13 protein-coding genes are annotated in these 14167 nt (G+C 37.2%); 4 read left to right on the top strand and 9 right to left on the bottom strand.

All coding sequences use genetic code 11. The features are described from left to right. Positions 1–116: 116 nt before the first annotated feature. From murC to ytpR, 3 genes are all read right to left on the bottom strand, one after another. A complete protein-coding gene (gene murC / locus PI20285_RS03365; RefSeq protein WP_057772462.1) occupies positions 117–1448 on the bottom strand; it encodes a UDP-N-acetylmuramate--L-alanine ligase in 1332 nt (443 codons plus the stop codon). A 67-nt stretch (positions 1449–1515) separates the two neighbouring features. Next, on the bottom strand, positions 1516–3501 hold the full coding sequence (locus PI20285_RS03360) for a DNA translocase FtsK (protein ID WP_057772459.1): 1986 nt from the start codon (positions 3499–3501) through the stop codon (positions 1516–1518). An 18-nt stretch (positions 3502–3519) separates the two neighbouring features. Next, positions 3520–4176 carry a YtpR family tRNA-binding protein gene (gene ytpR / locus PI20285_RS03355; protein WP_057772458.1) on the bottom strand — a complete coding sequence of 219 codons (657 nt, stop codon included), beginning with the start codon at positions 4174–4176 and terminating at the stop codon, positions 3520–3522. 97 nt (positions 4177–4273) lie between these two features. On the opposite strand from ytpR, the gene PI20285_RS03350 reads away from it, so the two are divergent. Then, positions 4274–4597 (top strand): PepSY domain-containing protein, encoded by a 324-nt coding sequence (locus PI20285_RS03350; protein WP_057772456.1) that lies wholly within the window; start codon positions 4274–4276, stop codon positions 4595–4597. Here the strand turns inward: PI20285_RS03350 and trmB are convergent. The 3 genes from trmB to PI20285_RS03335 all read right to left on the bottom strand — a co-directional run bounded on the left by trmB (position 4594) and on the right by PI20285_RS03335 (position 7251). Next, positions 4594–5232, bottom strand: coding sequence for a tRNA (guanosine(46)-N7)-methyltransferase TrmB (trmB, locus tag PI20285_RS03345; protein ID WP_057772454.1), 639 nt, complete (start codon positions 5230–5232; stop codon positions 4594–4596). The two genes, PI20285_RS03350 and trmB, sit on opposite strands and share 4 nt — an antisense overlap. Positions 5233–5300: 68 nt before the next feature. Then, complete coding sequence (locus tag PI20285_RS03340) at positions 5301–6518, bottom strand: ABC transporter permease (protein WP_057772451.1); 1218 nt, start codon at positions 6516–6518, stop codon at positions 5301–5303. Next, positions 6511–7251 (bottom strand): ABC transporter ATP-binding protein, encoded by a 741-nt coding sequence (locus PI20285_RS03335; protein ID WP_057772450.1) that lies wholly within the window; start codon positions 7249–7251, stop codon positions 6511–6513. Before PI20285_RS03335 ends, PI20285_RS03340 begins: the two co-directional genes overlap by 8 nt. Before the next feature lie 143 nt (positions 7252–7394). On the opposite strand from PI20285_RS03335, the gene PI20285_RS03330 reads away from it, so the two are divergent. The 3 genes from PI20285_RS03330 to PI20285_RS03320 all read left to right on the top strand — a co-directional run bounded on the left by PI20285_RS03330 (position 7395) and on the right by PI20285_RS03320 (position 9200). Next, the gene (locus PI20285_RS03330) at positions 7395–7838 is read left to right on the top strand and encodes an HIT family protein (protein ID WP_057772448.1); all 444 of its coding nucleotides are present in this window, start codon (positions 7395–7397) and stop codon (positions 7836–7838) included. 2 nt (positions 7839–7840) lie between these two features. After that, on the top strand, positions 7841–8194 hold the full coding sequence (locus tag PI20285_RS03325) for a hypothetical protein (protein ID WP_057772446.1): 354 nt from the start codon (positions 7841–7843) through the stop codon (positions 8192–8194). A gap of 121 nt (positions 8195–8315) precedes the next feature. Further along, complete coding sequence (locus PI20285_RS03320; protein ID WP_057772444.1) at positions 8316–9200, top strand: peptidylprolyl isomerase PrsA; 885 nt, start codon at positions 8316–8318, stop codon at positions 9198–9200. A gap of 68 nt (positions 9201–9268) precedes the next feature. On the opposite strand, the gene PI20285_RS03315 is transcribed toward PI20285_RS03320, so the two are convergent. The 3 genes from PI20285_RS03315 to PI20285_RS03305 all read right to left on the bottom strand — a co-directional run bounded on the left by PI20285_RS03315 (position 9269) and on the right by PI20285_RS03305 (position 14167). Then, positions 9269–9892 (bottom strand): HD domain-containing protein, encoded by a 624-nt coding sequence (locus tag PI20285_RS03315; RefSeq protein ID WP_406827448.1) that lies wholly within the window; start codon positions 9890–9892, stop codon positions 9269–9271. A 401-nt stretch (positions 9893–10293) separates the two neighbouring features. Further along, the gene (locus PI20285_RS03310; RefSeq protein WP_158694969.1) at positions 10294–12960 is read right to left on the bottom strand and encodes an ATP-binding protein; all 2667 of its coding nucleotides are present in this window, start codon (positions 12958–12960) and stop codon (positions 10294–10296) included. Further along, positions 12938–14167: a metallophosphoesterase family protein gene (locus PI20285_RS03305; RefSeq protein WP_057772438.1), complete on the bottom strand. Its 1230-nt coding sequence runs from the start codon at positions 14165–14167 to the stop codon at positions 12938–12940. Before PI20285_RS03305 ends, PI20285_RS03310 begins: the two co-directional genes overlap by 23 nt.

The following is a 14167-nucleotide window of genomic DNA, read 5'->3' as shown; positions in this document are numbered from 1 at the left end:
ATTTGAATACATTCTATCAGATTAAGAAAATGAATCAAGTGAAAAGGTCAAAATTAGTCAGTTATTTATTTTTCATGGTGGGTTTACCTTGTAAGCGCACCATTACACTCTTATTCTTAATTATTCTTTAAGCTTAAATTGCTAAGTAATTCCTCATAAGCTTTTTCATAACGCTGGACATCACCAGCACCCATAAAGACCACAACCGCATTATGATAATCCAAAAGTGGTGACATATTATCAGCCTGGAGGATTTCGCCGCCTTTATTAATCTTAGCTGCTAAATCTGCAGATGAAATTTTACCACTCTTTTCACGTACCGAACTAAAGATTTCTGTCAAGTAGACCTTGTCTGCTAAATTGAGACTTTTAGCGAAATCATCTAAAAGTGCGATTGTCCGACTAAATGTATGTGGTTGGAAAACTGCAATAATTTCTTTTTCTGGATATTTCTGACGGGCAGCATCTAAAGTAGCTTTAATTTCGGAAGGATGGTGAGCATAATCGTCGATGATTGTCATATCAGCAACTTTCTTCTCTGAAAAACGGCGCTTAACTCCTTGGAAATCCAATAACTCATCTTTAATTTCTTCCAAGTTAACTTTTTCAAAATAAGCAACGGCGATTACCGCTAAACTATTGAGGACATTGTGTTCCCCGAAGAGATGAATTTGAAAATGGCCTAAAAATTCATCTTCGTGATAAACATCAAATTCTGATCCTTCAGTTGTTCGTTTAATATCGCGAGCTTGAAAATCATCATTCTTGCTCGTTCCATAGTAGTAAACAGGAACATCTGCATGCAAACGACGTAAGTTTTCATCATCACCCCAGGCAAAAATTCCTTTTTTTACCTGCTGAGAAACGTCCTGAAAAGCTTGGTAAACGTCTTCGATTCCTGTGTAATAATCAGGATGATCAAAATCAATATTTGTCATAATCATGTAATCTGGATGATAAGCCATAAAATGACGCCGATATTCGTCAGCTTCAAACACGAAGAAGCGGGCGTTAGGTGTCCCTTTCCCACTTCCATCACCAACCAAATAACTCGTGGGTGCTACACCACTTAGAACATGGGAAAGAAGTCCTGTCGTACTGGTTTTCCCATGTGCACCGGCCACCCCAATACTGGTGTAACCAGGCAACATTTTTCCTAAGAATTCATGATAACGAGTCACAGGCAAGCCCATTGCTCGTGCCTTTTTTATCTCAGGATGGTCATCTGTAAATGCATTTCCAGCAATTACTGTTAACCCCTCCGTAATGTTAGCCTCGTCAAATGGGAGCACTTCAATTCCTGCTTGCTCTAATCCTCGTTGGGTAAACGTATATTTTGCAATATCGGAACCTTTCACATGGTAACCCTCATCATGTAAAATCAATGCTAAAGAACTCATTCCAGAACCTTTAATCCCTATAAAATAATAAGTCGTCGCGTTATCCAATTTTCCTCTTCCTCTTTATCAGTTTTGTTAATAGTTTACCACACTCAAAATCTAAGTATGTTGTAAGTCAGGCTTGACTATCATGAATCTTTTTCAAATCTGCTTGAGTAAAATACACCTCACGCGGTTTGGAACCTTTTGCTTCGGAAATATCTCCTTGAGCCTCCAATTGATCAATAATCGTTGCAGCATGGTTATACCCAATCGAAAAGACCCGCTGAAGTTTCGAAGTTGAAATTGTGTCTTCCTCAGCTAGATACTCCAAAACATCTGGCAGCAGGTCATCTTGCTCATCTGTTTCTTGAACCTGTTTTTTTAAAGACTCTGGATCAAATTCATAATGCGGTGTCGATTCTGCACGAATAAAGTCCGTAATCTGGTCAATTTCGCCATCGACATAAGATCCCTGCAAACGAATTGGAGTGCTATCGCCATTACCAAGAAATAACATATCTCCTCGTCCAAGCAACCGTTCTGCCCCACTATGGTCCAGAATTGTTCGAGAATCAATTTGGCTAGAAACCATAAATGCTACCCGGGTAGGAATATTATTCTTAATTAATCCTGTAACCACATCCACACTCGGCCGTTGCGTTGCAATAATCAAATGAATGCCAGCCGCACGTGCTTTTTGTGTAATCCGCACGATATAGTCTTGAACTTCTGAAGAAGCTACCATCATTAAATCAGCTAATTCATCAATGATCACGACTATGTATGGCAAATAATCTGCGGCATGACCCGTTGTTTCAGCTTTTGTATTGTATTGTTCAATATTTCGAACTCCTGCGGCGGCCAATTTCTCATAACGCTCATCCATTTCATTAGTGACCCATTTTAAGGCAGCAGAAGCTGATTTTGGATCTGAAATGACTGGTGCTAATAAATGAGGAAGATCGTTATACGGCGCCAACTCAACTGTTTTTGGATCAATCAAAAGTAATCGAACTTGTCGCGGCGTGGCTTTATAAAGGATTGAAATCAGTAAACTGTTAATAAAAACACTTTTACCAGAACCAGTCGCCCCTGCAATCAAGCCATGGGGCATTTTTCTCAAATCGTAAACTCGTGGTTTCCCAAATAAATCCACTCCTAATGCAATTGTCAAAGGTGACTCACTTTGTGCAAAAACCGGCGCATTTAAAACTTCAGACAACATAACTGGGCGGGATTTGAAATTAGGCACTTCAATTCCGACGGAGCTTTTTCCCGGAATTGGTGCTTCAATGCGAATATCTTTTGCCGCCAACTGCAACTTTAAATCATCTGCTAGGTTGGTGATTTTATTTACTTTGACGCCCCGACCCAACTCAACTTGAAATTGGGTAACAGTCGGTCCAACTGTCCAGTTAGCAACCTTAGCATTAACCCCGAAGGCACTTAAAGCTTCGTCTAGACTTTTCACTTGAGTTTGTAGCCATTCAGACTGGGAATCGGCATCTAGTTTGACAGGAGGCTTTAACAGACCCACTGGTGGAAATTGATATCCCACCGGATCTGGACTTTTTTCTTCCAGACTTGAACCACCATCCGCCGTTACAGGCTTTTGCTCGATCTGGCGAGCTGCAAAATGGGCTTCAGTAGAAAAACCAGGATCAGACGCAACTTCAATTTTAGGTTGTGGATTACTTGTCACAAGTGGTCTAACAACTTCTTCGCTGTTTGCTTGTTTTACTGGTTCTGCTGGTAAAGGATTTTTATCGGCCAATAGCTGATTATTTTTTTCTTCTAAAATTACAGGTGGCTGGTTGCTTTCCGAAACGGATATTGATGCTGGTGCGGTTGCATTTTTAAGCAGGTCGCTATTTTTACTTTCAGTCTCGGATGAGGTTAGCGGTCTTGACGAACGCTGTGAAAATTGTTCAGAAGCTGTCGTGGTAAAATTTGACGAATTAGTCACAGATTGTTCTGATTTCGGTTTTAAAAACGGCACATTTTCTGAATGACGTTTTGTAATTAACGGTTTTCGATGTGATTTACGGACGGACTGTTTCGTTTGTTTTAAAGGTTCTTCGTCTTTACGATAAAAGGCCGGACCATCATAATGTTTCATAATTCAAATCACCTAACTTTATTTGCCTGATGGCTGAAATAATTTTGCTCCTTGAGTAAAATCAAAGGCCTCTCCAACTTTAAAAACATCATCTGATTCAGGCAAGATTAAAGCACCTTTCTTTTGTGGTGCATTTGGCAGTCCCAGTTCACGAGCCGAACAAATCATGCCGTCACTTTTAACGCCTCGTAAACTACCAGGCCAAATAATTAACCCGTTTGGCATCATGGCGCCTACTTTAGCAACGACAACTTTAATTTTTGCTTTCATATTTGGCGAGCCACTCACAAGCTGAACTTTCTGATCATGGTCCACTAAGGTCTGTGTAACTAACAGATGGTCTGAATCTGGATGTGGTTCTGTCGAACTGACATACCCAACAATAAACTTGGGTTCTAAATCAGCTTCTAATTCGGCTTCAAAACCAGCCTCCTGCAGATAAGCATTAAGTGTTTTAACTTGGTCCTTTGACAAAAACATCTGACCATTTACTGAGATTTCGCCTAATTGTTGAGAAACATTTGCAAAATTAAATCCTAAAGTTTTATTAGTCTCAGCATCAAAAATACGTGTCACATCTTTTTTAGTCTCAGTTACTTGTGTATCCGAATCCGGATTCAAGATACAGATTAAGGTATCTCCTAATTCATTTGGGTTATAACTACTAATTAACATACGCAATTCCTTTCTATTGAACTCGTTCTAATATATTATTTTTTCTGGTCTTGGTATACTATGGTTATAAATAAGATCTTTAAAGGAGTGTTTACCGATGACAAAAAAAGAAACTTTGACAACCCTTGCTATGGCTGGGACTGCAAGCTTAACAACCGGCTTATTGACAAGCTGGCTACTAAATCACAAATCCACTATTTCTGCTAACAACATCCTAGATACCGTTCGTCAGGCATTCTTAAAAGAGGGCCCTATTGAAGGATCCTGGATTGAAATGAAAAAAGCGCCCTTACAAAAATTTGCCATAAAGACTCAGGTCTATTATGGGGGGATTACACGGTATGAAGATAATAAACTCATTCAATACGAATTTTTAGCAGACGCTAAAACCGGGACAATCATTGATATTTATCGTCTCTAGAAATGACCGCTAAGTTTATAAATTCTTTGGCCCTTCGCACTAAATTTATGCTCGTATTCCGTCTCAACGTTTTCTACGGCTTCCTCGGTATGATGCAGGTCCAAAAAAACAGCATCAAATACAAAGCCATAATTATTCAGACTTACCAAAGAATACTCAAATAGCCCTTGATTATCAGTTTTAAATTCTAGAGCTCCGTGATCCACCAAAATTTCTTGATAGACATGCAAAAAAGACTTGTACGTTAACCGTCTTTTTACATGTCTTTTTTTGGGCCATGGATCTGAGAAATTCAAATATACACGATCAATTTCGCCGTTATCAAAATATTCATTAAGATCAGCTCCATCAGCTAACACCAACTGCAAGTTTGGTAAACTTTCTTCTAATGCATCCCTTAGCGCAATGGCAGCCACAGACCGTTGGATTTCAATGCCAATAAAATTAATTTGTGGGTACTTTAAGGCCATCTGAATAATAAATTGGCCTTTTCCCATGCCAACTTCAATTCGGATTGGTTGTTTCTTTTTAAAACGTTTCTGCCAATCACCTTTATTTTGTAAGGGATCAGTGATCATTAATTCGGGATGGGCCTCAATTAGCGGCTCAGCCCATGCTTTATTTCTAACTCTCATTATTTTTCCTCAAGTTTTTCTTTCAAAATTCCGTCACCTATTAATTTTATAGATTGTCCCAACAACCGTCAAGAATTCATTTTTTTGATTCGGATTGGAAAGTAGAACTTTAACAATCCCCAAACCTCGATGCTTCCTATAAACCACGTTATGACAGCTTGCAAAATGGACATGTTGCTCAGTCCCCCAACAATTGCCAAAAGACTAACTGTAAACTCAAGCAATATCATAACTAATTGGTTGAATCCCGCGGCCTTAGTGACAGCACTAATTGGGTAAAGATGTGTAAACACATTTTCATTGTAGTTTGCAAATAACGGTAACAATTGAAAACCAATTAAATAAACAAATAATAGTTGTAAAAAAATCGCTAAATAAATGTTTGAAATAAACATTAATAACACGACACCTAGAATCGTCAAACGGAAATATAATCCACTATAGACGGTACTTCGCATTAGAGCTCGTGAAAAAAGGTAAACATACGGGTTTTGCGAACGCCGATCAATCATGCCAAGAATTCGATCTAAGTATTTACGTCGATGAACAGTTCCGTGCACATTGGGAACATCTGTAAATAAATTAAAGAATCGATAAATCTTCAGCATTCGTTGATCTTCCAGATTTACTGCAAGTTTCCAGGCTAAAGAACGAGTTTGCCATTGTTGCTGCTCTCGCCTAATTTCTAGAAAGCTTTGGATTATGGCTCCAACCAGAGCAAACCAAAAACTAAGATAAATGCCACCTGTAAACCAAATTAGCGGAAATATCCAGTTGGTAAGTAAACTTTGCTGCCATCCAAAAACTCGATTTTGATACAACTGATTCAGTTCTAATGAAAGTGAACCAAACTTCAAAATAATTAACGTGATTATAAAACTACCAATTTGAATCACCGATAGTTGAAAAGCAATCGCCATGAATGGAGAAAGAATGACGACCCCAACAACTTCAACTACACTGCTAAAAGTCCAACTATGGATACGAGACTTTTTCAAGTATCCATGCATATCATGTTCACGTGGTAATAAAAAGACCGGATCAGCTCGTTTAAGCAAGGTAGCCAAACTGCAAAACTGCAAAATAATTGTTAAATAAAAAATTGCAACTGGGCCAGCCCACCAGGTACCCGCATGAAATGTTTTTAAAAAGTTAGAATACCCAAATCCTAATCCACCTACTAAGAACATAAGAGCAATTACGAAATGATCATTTAAAACGTACCTCAAATACTTCAGCATTTCTAGAAAATGGGCACGTTTACGTTGTGTCCATAAATTAAGCATGCGGTTCACCTGCTCTTGCTAAACCTAAATAAATTTCGGTTAATGATTTCCCTAAAGTTGGATTTTGTGCACGTAACTCTGCCAAATTACCCTGATTTTGAATTTTGCCATCATGTAACAGAACAAAACGATCACAATATTTTTCAGCTGTATCTAGCACATGAGTTGACATCAAAACCGCCGCACCATGGGATTTACGTTCGTCAATTAATTTCAAAAGATCGTCGGTTGCTAACGGATCTAATCCTAAAAAAGGTTCGTCAATAATATATAATTTTGCATCTGTTAAAAATGCACAAACAATCATCACTTTTTGTTTCATACCTTTAGAAAAATTATTTGGAAACCAATCCAATTTATTAGCAAGTCGGAATGTTTCAAGCAACTCATTTGCCCGTTTCCAAGCCTGCTCTTTATCTAATCGGTACGCCATAATCGTCAAATCAATATGTTCTTTTAAAGTTAATTCTGGATATAAAACTGGCATTTCCGGAATATAAGCCATTTGCTTTTTATAAGCATCGCTATCTTCATAAACTGTTTTGCCATTAATCGTAATCTTTCCCTTTTGTGGGGTCATTAGGCCGATTACGTGATTTATCGTCGTCGATTTCCCTGCACCATTTAAACCGATCAATCCGACCAGCTCACCTTCATTAACCTCAAAGCTAATGTCTTTTAAGACTGGAATTTGTGAATAACCACCAACTAGGTGTTCAATTTTTAATGCCATGTTAACCCTGCCTCTTTCACTACTTGATTTGAATTGATTATATCATGATCTGACCGTTTTCACAGATAGAAGCAGTGAAGTTCTTTGGCTTGCTTCAAAATATTGGTATAATGAAAGCAATTAATAAAAAAGAGGTAATGTACATGACAAATCAACGTGAAGCATCTTGTATTTTTTGTAAAATTATTGACGGTGATATTCCTAGCTACACAATTTATGAAGATGAAAATATTAAGGCGTTTTTGGATATTTCTCAAGCCACTCCAGGTCATACACTGGTTGTGCCTAAAACACATGTCAAAGATATTTTCGCCTATGATCCTGAACTAGCGTCAAAAACCTTTGCTAAAATTCCATTGATTGCTCAGGCAATTAAGGCGATGGATCCTAAAATTATTGGAATGAATATTGTAAATAATAACGGAACAATCGCTTCTCAATCTGTTTTTCATTCTCACTTTCATTTGATTCCCCGTTATTCTGAACAAGATGACTTTAAAATTATTTTTGGGGATAACACCAAAGCTTATACGGAGAACCAATTAATCCAAATTCAAGATAAAATTAAATCTCAATTGGAGAAATAAAAATGGCAAAAAAAAATAAGCATCGTTTTCTAAAATTTACATTATTATCCGTTTTAAGCTACCATAGCGGAAGGTACGTATTTGCTCACCCCCACATTCTAAATGATCTCAAACAGACATTTAAAGACACTATGAACAGCCTTCAAGAGTTCAGCAAAGCGGTCACAAATTTGCAATCTAGTACAACTAAGTTGCAAGACGCTGTTAAAGCAAGTCAGCCAACTTTTGAGGCTATCCAAAAAGATGTCGAGCATTTTCAATACAAGTTACAACCGCGACTGACAAAAATTAACGAGCTCACACAAGATATCGATAACCAAATCAATAAAATTTCCACTGTTAACACAAAAAAATAGCATTCGTGAATATAGTTTGAATTTTTGTTAAAGATTCATGCTGACTTATAAATCAACCGTTTTGTATGGTATGATGGGTATTGAAGTTTTTCAAACAATTAAGAATAGGATGTGTTTATAGATGAAGAAATGGTTAATTGCATTAGCCAGCGTTTTTATGGCAGTAAGTTTAGCTGCCTGTGGTAACAAGACCGTCGCAACAACAAAGGGTGGTAAGATCACCGAAAGTACATACTACAGCAGTCTGAAATCGACTTCTAGTGGTAAACAAGTACTTCAACAAATGATCTTAAACAAAGTTCTCGAGAAAGATTACGGGAAAAAGGTTTCTACGAAGAAAGTTACGAAGCAGTACAATGCTTATAAGACCCAATATGGTAGTCAATTTAAGAGTGTTTTGACCCAAAACGGTATGACAACTTCAAGTTTCAAAGAAGAGATCCGTTCTAACCTTCTCTTGGAACAAGCTGTTAAAGATAAAGCAACTGTGACAAATGCAGACTTAAAGAAACAGTGGAAGACTTACCAACCTAAGGTTACAGTTGCGCAAATCTTAGTTACTAAGAAATCAACTGCTGAAACTGTTATCAAGAAGTTGAAAGATGGCGAAAGTTTCACATCTCTTGCTAAAAAGTACTCTACTGATAGTTCAACTAAGAACAAAGGTGGGAAACTTGCAGCATTTGACGATACAAACACAACCTTAGACTCAAACTTCACAAAGGCAGCATTTAAACTTGACGAAGGTAAATACACAACAACCCCTGTTAAGACGACTTATGGTTATCAAGTAATTAAGATGATCAACAAGCCTTCTAAGGGTAAGATGAGTGATCATACTGCAGCCCTTAAACAACGTGTTTGGACAGCTGATATGAGTAGCAGCAGCAAGTTAAAAGCCGTTGTTACGAAAGTCCTTAAGGATGGTAATGTTTCAATTAAAGATAGTGACTTAAAAGATGTTTTATCTGACTACCTTTCAAGTTCATCATCATCATCAAAATAAATAAGTAACAAAAAGTGCCACCTACTTCAAGTTCTTGAAGTTAGGCGGCACTTTTTATTTTGCCAAATTTATTCAGTTTTATGATCTAGAGGTTTATAGAAATTACGGCCATCCATGGCAAATAACCGTTCAGAAAATGTTCCACCCTTTGTATGACCTAATGCTCCAGTCACCATCTGGATAGAAGCATCCAAATCGTCTAACGCATGTAAAACAACTGCCTCAAGGAGCAGTGGCTCGATTGGTGACCCATATTCCTTTAAGCCATGATGGGAAACAATCATGTGACGTAACAATAAAATATCCTCACTACTGTCACTAATCTTGAGTTCTTGGCATGCTTTCACGATTTCGCCATCCATGATCACAATATGTCCTAACAAATTTCCTTCCACCGTATAAGTTGTGGAAACTGGCCCAGATAACTCAATCGTTTTACCCAAATCATGCAAAATAGCTCCCGCATACAACAACGATCGATTGATCTGAGGATATTGATTACTAACTTGTTTAGCTAACCTTAGAATTGAGATCGTGTGATAAGCCAATCCACCTTGGAAAGCATGATGATTAGTTTTTGCGGCTGGATAAGTATAAAACTGTTGATCATATTTTTGGAGCAAAAATCTGACAACCCTATTCCAGTTGGGATTAGTAATATCAAAGAGCAGCTTACTTACTTCCTCTTTCATATCCGCTTCATTCATTGGCGCTTTTTTGGTATACAAATTGGGATTATTAGGCTCCGTTTCCGTTGCCAACCGAATGCCCAAAATCTTAATCTGTGGTGTACCCTTATAATTTTCGCGTTTTCCGTTCAAAAAAATAACTTTTCCAGCCACAAAATTTTTAATATCTTGCGGACTTGCATCCCAAAACTTTCCACCAATATCACCAGAACGATCTTCAAATACCATTGATAGAAAATCTTTTCCATTTTTTGCAACTCGAACCTCAGCACTTTTAATCAAAACAAATATATTTAAAGTTTCATCAACTTCATAATCAAAAAGCTTCTTATTATCCATTTTCAATATCCCTTCTCAATCTCAATGTGGATCCCAACTAAATGCAAACCTGTAAACGCATTTCCTTATTCAAGCCGAATCATTTTACTATTTTGCGTTGTAGCAGTCATTTTTGTTTCTGTTGTGAAATATATAACTTGATGTTTTTGACTAATTTTATCTAGTAACTCAAAAACATTCTGCTTTCGTGTTGCATCAAAATTAACAAAGCCATCATCAATAATAATTGGTAGGTCCACTAAATCTGTCATGACTTCAACAAATGCCAACCGGATGGCTACATAAAGCTGTTCGGCCGTTCCTTGTGATAGCTCGCCTACATCAAAGCTTTGATTCTGTGCATCAAAAACAACGATGGTTTCTTCGTTAAACCTAATCTTATTGTAACGTTTATTTGTCAACAAGGAAAAATATTGTTCAGCAAAGGTGATAATCTTTGGTAACCGTCCTTGACTAGCAACTGATAATGTCTCATCAATCCATTGAGCTGCCAACTTATTCGTTAACCAATTTCGCGTTTCTGCCGTTATCTCTGCTTCTTGATTAGCCAATTGCTGTTGTAAATCAGAATACGTGTCATCATCAGCAAGCTGTTGCAGTTTCGTGTTCAGAACCGTTTTTTGTTCGATTAAATTTTCTTGCTCTTTACGAAGTTGCTGTAAGTTCTCTGCCTGTGCATCTAATTCAGCTTGAATTTCTGCTTGATTTTTAAATTTAGCTAATTCTGCTAATGTTGTGGCGTTTACTTGCTGTTTTAGCTTCGTAATTTTTTCGTGGTTAATTTCCTGCTCGTTTTGCTTTTCTTTAGCAATCTGGAAATTTTCCCAATTACTTAATCCAAGGCTTTGTAAATTCAGATTTATTTCATTTTCAATTTTTTCTCTTTGTTTGACTACTTTTTCAAGTCGATTTTGATAATAAATTAAATCTTGACGCGTTTTAAGCATATCCTGTTGAGCTTGATTCATTTTTTGAAAATAATTAACTAAATTTTCAATTTGCTCACTTGCTTCACCGGTTAACACGACCCAATCAGATAGAACTTTGCCCTTTTTCAAGAAATCATCAATTTCTTTTTGTGTCTGTCCTACTTGTTGCTCACTTACTTTTTGCTTTTGTGTCAGTAATTCGAACCGACTTAAGGAATTTTGTAAAGTCGGCCACGTTTGTGGATCTGAATTAGCAAGACCTTTCTTACTTCCAATTTCGATAAGCCTTTGCGTTACCATTTGTTGTTGCTGTGAAATTTCTTCCAACTGTCCATTTAAATCAGTTAATCGAGTCTGTAAATCTTCAGATTCAGAATTAGTATCAGTTTGGTTAATCGGTTTTCTTCGGCCAATAAAACGCGCGCCAATGCTGACTAAGCCCAATACTAATAACCCAATTTTAAGCCCCATCCCCAGATTAAACAGCCAGGGAACCAGGATTAGCACAACTCCAAGGATAACAAGACCACTCTTGGTACCCTGATTTTGAGTCGCTTGCCTAACTGGTTGTCTTGAATTAGTCTCTTTTAATAATTGACTTTGTATATCTACAATTTGATCTTGGATAGATTGTTTTTGCTTTTCAAAACTTGATTTTTGGGCTAAATTAGTCCGAACTTGATCCATTTCCTCTTCTGTAAAAGGATCTGGTATTGACTCAACAGTATTTAATTGCGCCCTAATTTGGGCTTGTTCTTGCTCCATTTCAACAATTTGTTGTTTTGTTTGTTTAACTTTATTTAACAAATTTTGAATGTTAGGTAACTCTTCGTTTATGGATTTTAAATTTTCTTCATGCTCGTCAAAAAAGGCCACTCGCGGATTTGACTGTAATTTCTCTGTAAACTGACTAATTTTTTCGTTCTGCTCTTCAATTGTTTGCTTGGTTTCTTTTAAGCTTTGATTCAACTTTTCTAGCTCTTGAATCTTATCTTTAGGTAAAATCGAAGACTCAGTGGCACTTAATTGAGTTAAATCTCGTAATTGTTGATAAATTGCCCAGCCATTTAAATCCCGTTTAATTCGTTCTAACTTGTCTTGACTATGCTTAATCCGGCTTTTTAATTGGGTAAGCTTTTCTTGGGTTTGATTAGCTGTATTTGTTTCTTGCTTATACACACCAAGCTCTTGTCCTGCTTCCTGCACGGTCTGACTTAGTTTTTGATGTTCTTTGATCAGCTTATTCAGTGGACGAACGCGTCCTTTGGGGGCATATATCTTATCAGCATTTTTCTCGAAATTACTTTGCAAGCTAATCCACTGATCACTGCCCACTGCACCAATTTTTAAAACACGTTTACGAAATTCGTCGCGTTCCAACTGTCGAATTTCAGCAAGCTCTGTTTGGCTAAAACTAAACATTTCGTTAAACAAGGTTTCATCCACTGAGCCCAATAACGTAGCTAAAATATCATTTGAAAGGATTTCTTGAGTTTCAACATTTGTAATGGTAAGTTTGCCACCACTTTTCCCCTTGACTCGCGTAAGCAAATAGTGTGCGCCGTTGTGTTCAACTAACAGCTCTCCACCGTACTTAGATCCATCTTTAGGTTCATATCGTAAATAACGATCTGCACCACGTTTTGTTCGAAACCCGAATAAAACACTTAAGATAAATTGACGTAAGGTTGATTTTCCAGCCTCATTCGGGCCAGAAAAAAAAGTGAGATTTTGAGCAAGATCAAACTTCTGATCCTGCCATTTACCAAATCCGTATACATTAATCTTCAGTATTTTCATCATTTTGCTCCTCACGCCCACCATTTTTAAGCAACAAAGTCTCTGCCCAATCTTGGAGTTGATCGATTGGCATATCATGTTGTAGCGCTTCTGCAATGAATGGTTGATTCAATAAACTTCCAGCAAGCTGGTTAATGTTTTCACCAGTAAAAACTTTTTTCTGACTTTCTTTCCAAAATTCATCGTCAATTGCATTCAGTTTAAATGTTTTTTGTGTCGGCACCGGTGTGATTTCATAAACCCAATGCATGCTTTTACTCAATAGGGCTTGTTGAACAACTTCTAATAAACTATCGTCTTCAATTCGCGACAACACCGAGCTCGTCAATTCTTGAATGTTTTCAATTTTAACATTGATAAAATTTGGTTTTTCGTCCTTTAAGTCCACAATTTGATCCAGGATTTTTGCGACTAACTGGTCAAAAGTCTCTTCCGAATCCGCTTGAACCTTCATCGGCTGCCAATTAACGACCGAAGCCTGCACAAATTTAGGCTTTAATTCATGCCCTTCACTTGTGACCAAATAAAAACCTTTTTTACCTGCCTCATTTTTATGTCTACCTTGTAAATTTCCTGAATAAATTATTGCCGGCTCTTCATTTAGAATTTGCCGTTTGTGAATATGCCCTAGTGCCCAATAATCATAATGTAGGCCTAATAATTCACTCTTAGAAAATGGGGCATAATTTGCCTCTGGTGCATTCAAACTATCCATACTTCCATGAACCGTTCCAATTTCAAAATCAGATTGATTTCTGTCCGGAAATTTAGCCACCATATCTTCCTGAACAGCCTGTTTATCATAACTGAAGCCTACAATCGTAACCGTTGTACCGTCATGTAAGGTCAACTGTTGTACTTCAGGTTGAGCAGAAAATACATAAACGTTATCTGGATAATGAATAATTTCTGTGTTTTCATTTAAATAATCGTGATTTCCATAACTTAAATAAACCGGAATCTGTTTTTGATTCAAGCGCTCCAACTGCTCATTCATAAACAAATCAGCCTGAATACTATGTTGAACCCGGTCATAAAGGTCACCCACAATTAAAACAAAATCTACGTTTTCTTCAATTGCTGTGTTAACCATATTTATAAACGCTGCATAGGTAGAATTATGGATTTTCTCCCAAATTTGATCTGGTGCTTTACGTAATCCTCGAAACGGACTGTCTAAATGGATATCCGCTGCATGAATAAATTTCAT

Source organism: Pediococcus inopinatus (assembly GCF_002982135.1).
Classification (GTDB): Bacteria; Bacillota; Bacilli; order Lactobacillales; family Lactobacillaceae; genus Pediococcus; species Pediococcus inopinatus.
This window is presented reverse-complemented; position numbering and strand designations above follow the sequence as displayed.

What these genes read in the sequence shown, in the direction of transcription:
- PI20285_RS03360 (WP_057772459.1), bottom strand. Translation starts at nt 3,501, where the DNA reads ATGAAACATTATGATGGTCCGGCCTTTTATCGTAAAGACGAAGAACCT.
- ytpR (WP_057772458.1), bottom strand. Translation starts at nt 4,176, where the DNA reads ATGTTAATTAGTAGTTATAACCCAAATGAATTAGGAGATACCTTAATC.
- PI20285_RS03350 (WP_057772456.1), top strand. Translation starts at nt 4,274, where the DNA reads ATGACAAAAAAAGAAACTTTGACAACCCTTGCTATGGCTGGGACTGCA.
- trmB (WP_057772454.1), bottom strand. Translation starts at nt 5,232, where the DNA reads ATGAGAGTTAGAAATAAAGCATGGGCTGAGCCGCTAATTGAGGCCCAT.
- PI20285_RS03340 (WP_057772451.1), bottom strand. Translation starts at nt 6,518, where the DNA reads ATGCTTAATTTATGGACACAACGTAAACGTGCCCATTTTCTAGAAATG.
- PI20285_RS03335 (WP_057772450.1), bottom strand. Translation starts at nt 7,251, where the DNA reads ATGGCATTAAAAATTGAACACCTAGTTGGTGGTTATTCACAAATTCCA.
- PI20285_RS03330 (WP_057772448.1), top strand. Translation starts at nt 7,395, where the DNA reads ATGACAAATCAACGTGAAGCATCTTGTATTTTTTGTAAAATTATTGAC.
- PI20285_RS03325 (WP_057772446.1), top strand. Translation starts at nt 7,841, where the DNA reads ATGGCAAAAAAAAATAAGCATCGTTTTCTAAAATTTACATTATTATCC.
- PI20285_RS03320 (WP_057772444.1), top strand. Translation starts at nt 8,316, where the DNA reads ATGAAGAAATGGTTAATTGCATTAGCCAGCGTTTTTATGGCAGTAAGT.
- PI20285_RS03315 (WP_406827448.1), bottom strand. Translation starts at nt 9,892, where the DNA reads ATGAAAGAGGAAGTAAGTAAGCTGCTCTTTGATATTACTAATCCCAAC.
- PI20285_RS03310 (WP_158694969.1), bottom strand. Translation starts at nt 12,960, where the DNA reads ATGATGAAAATACTGAAGATTAATGTATACGGATTTGGTAAATGGCAG.
- PI20285_RS03305 (WP_057772438.1), bottom strand. Translation starts at nt 14,167, where the DNA reads ATGAAATTTATTCATGCAGCGGATATCCATTTAGACAGTCCGTTTCGA.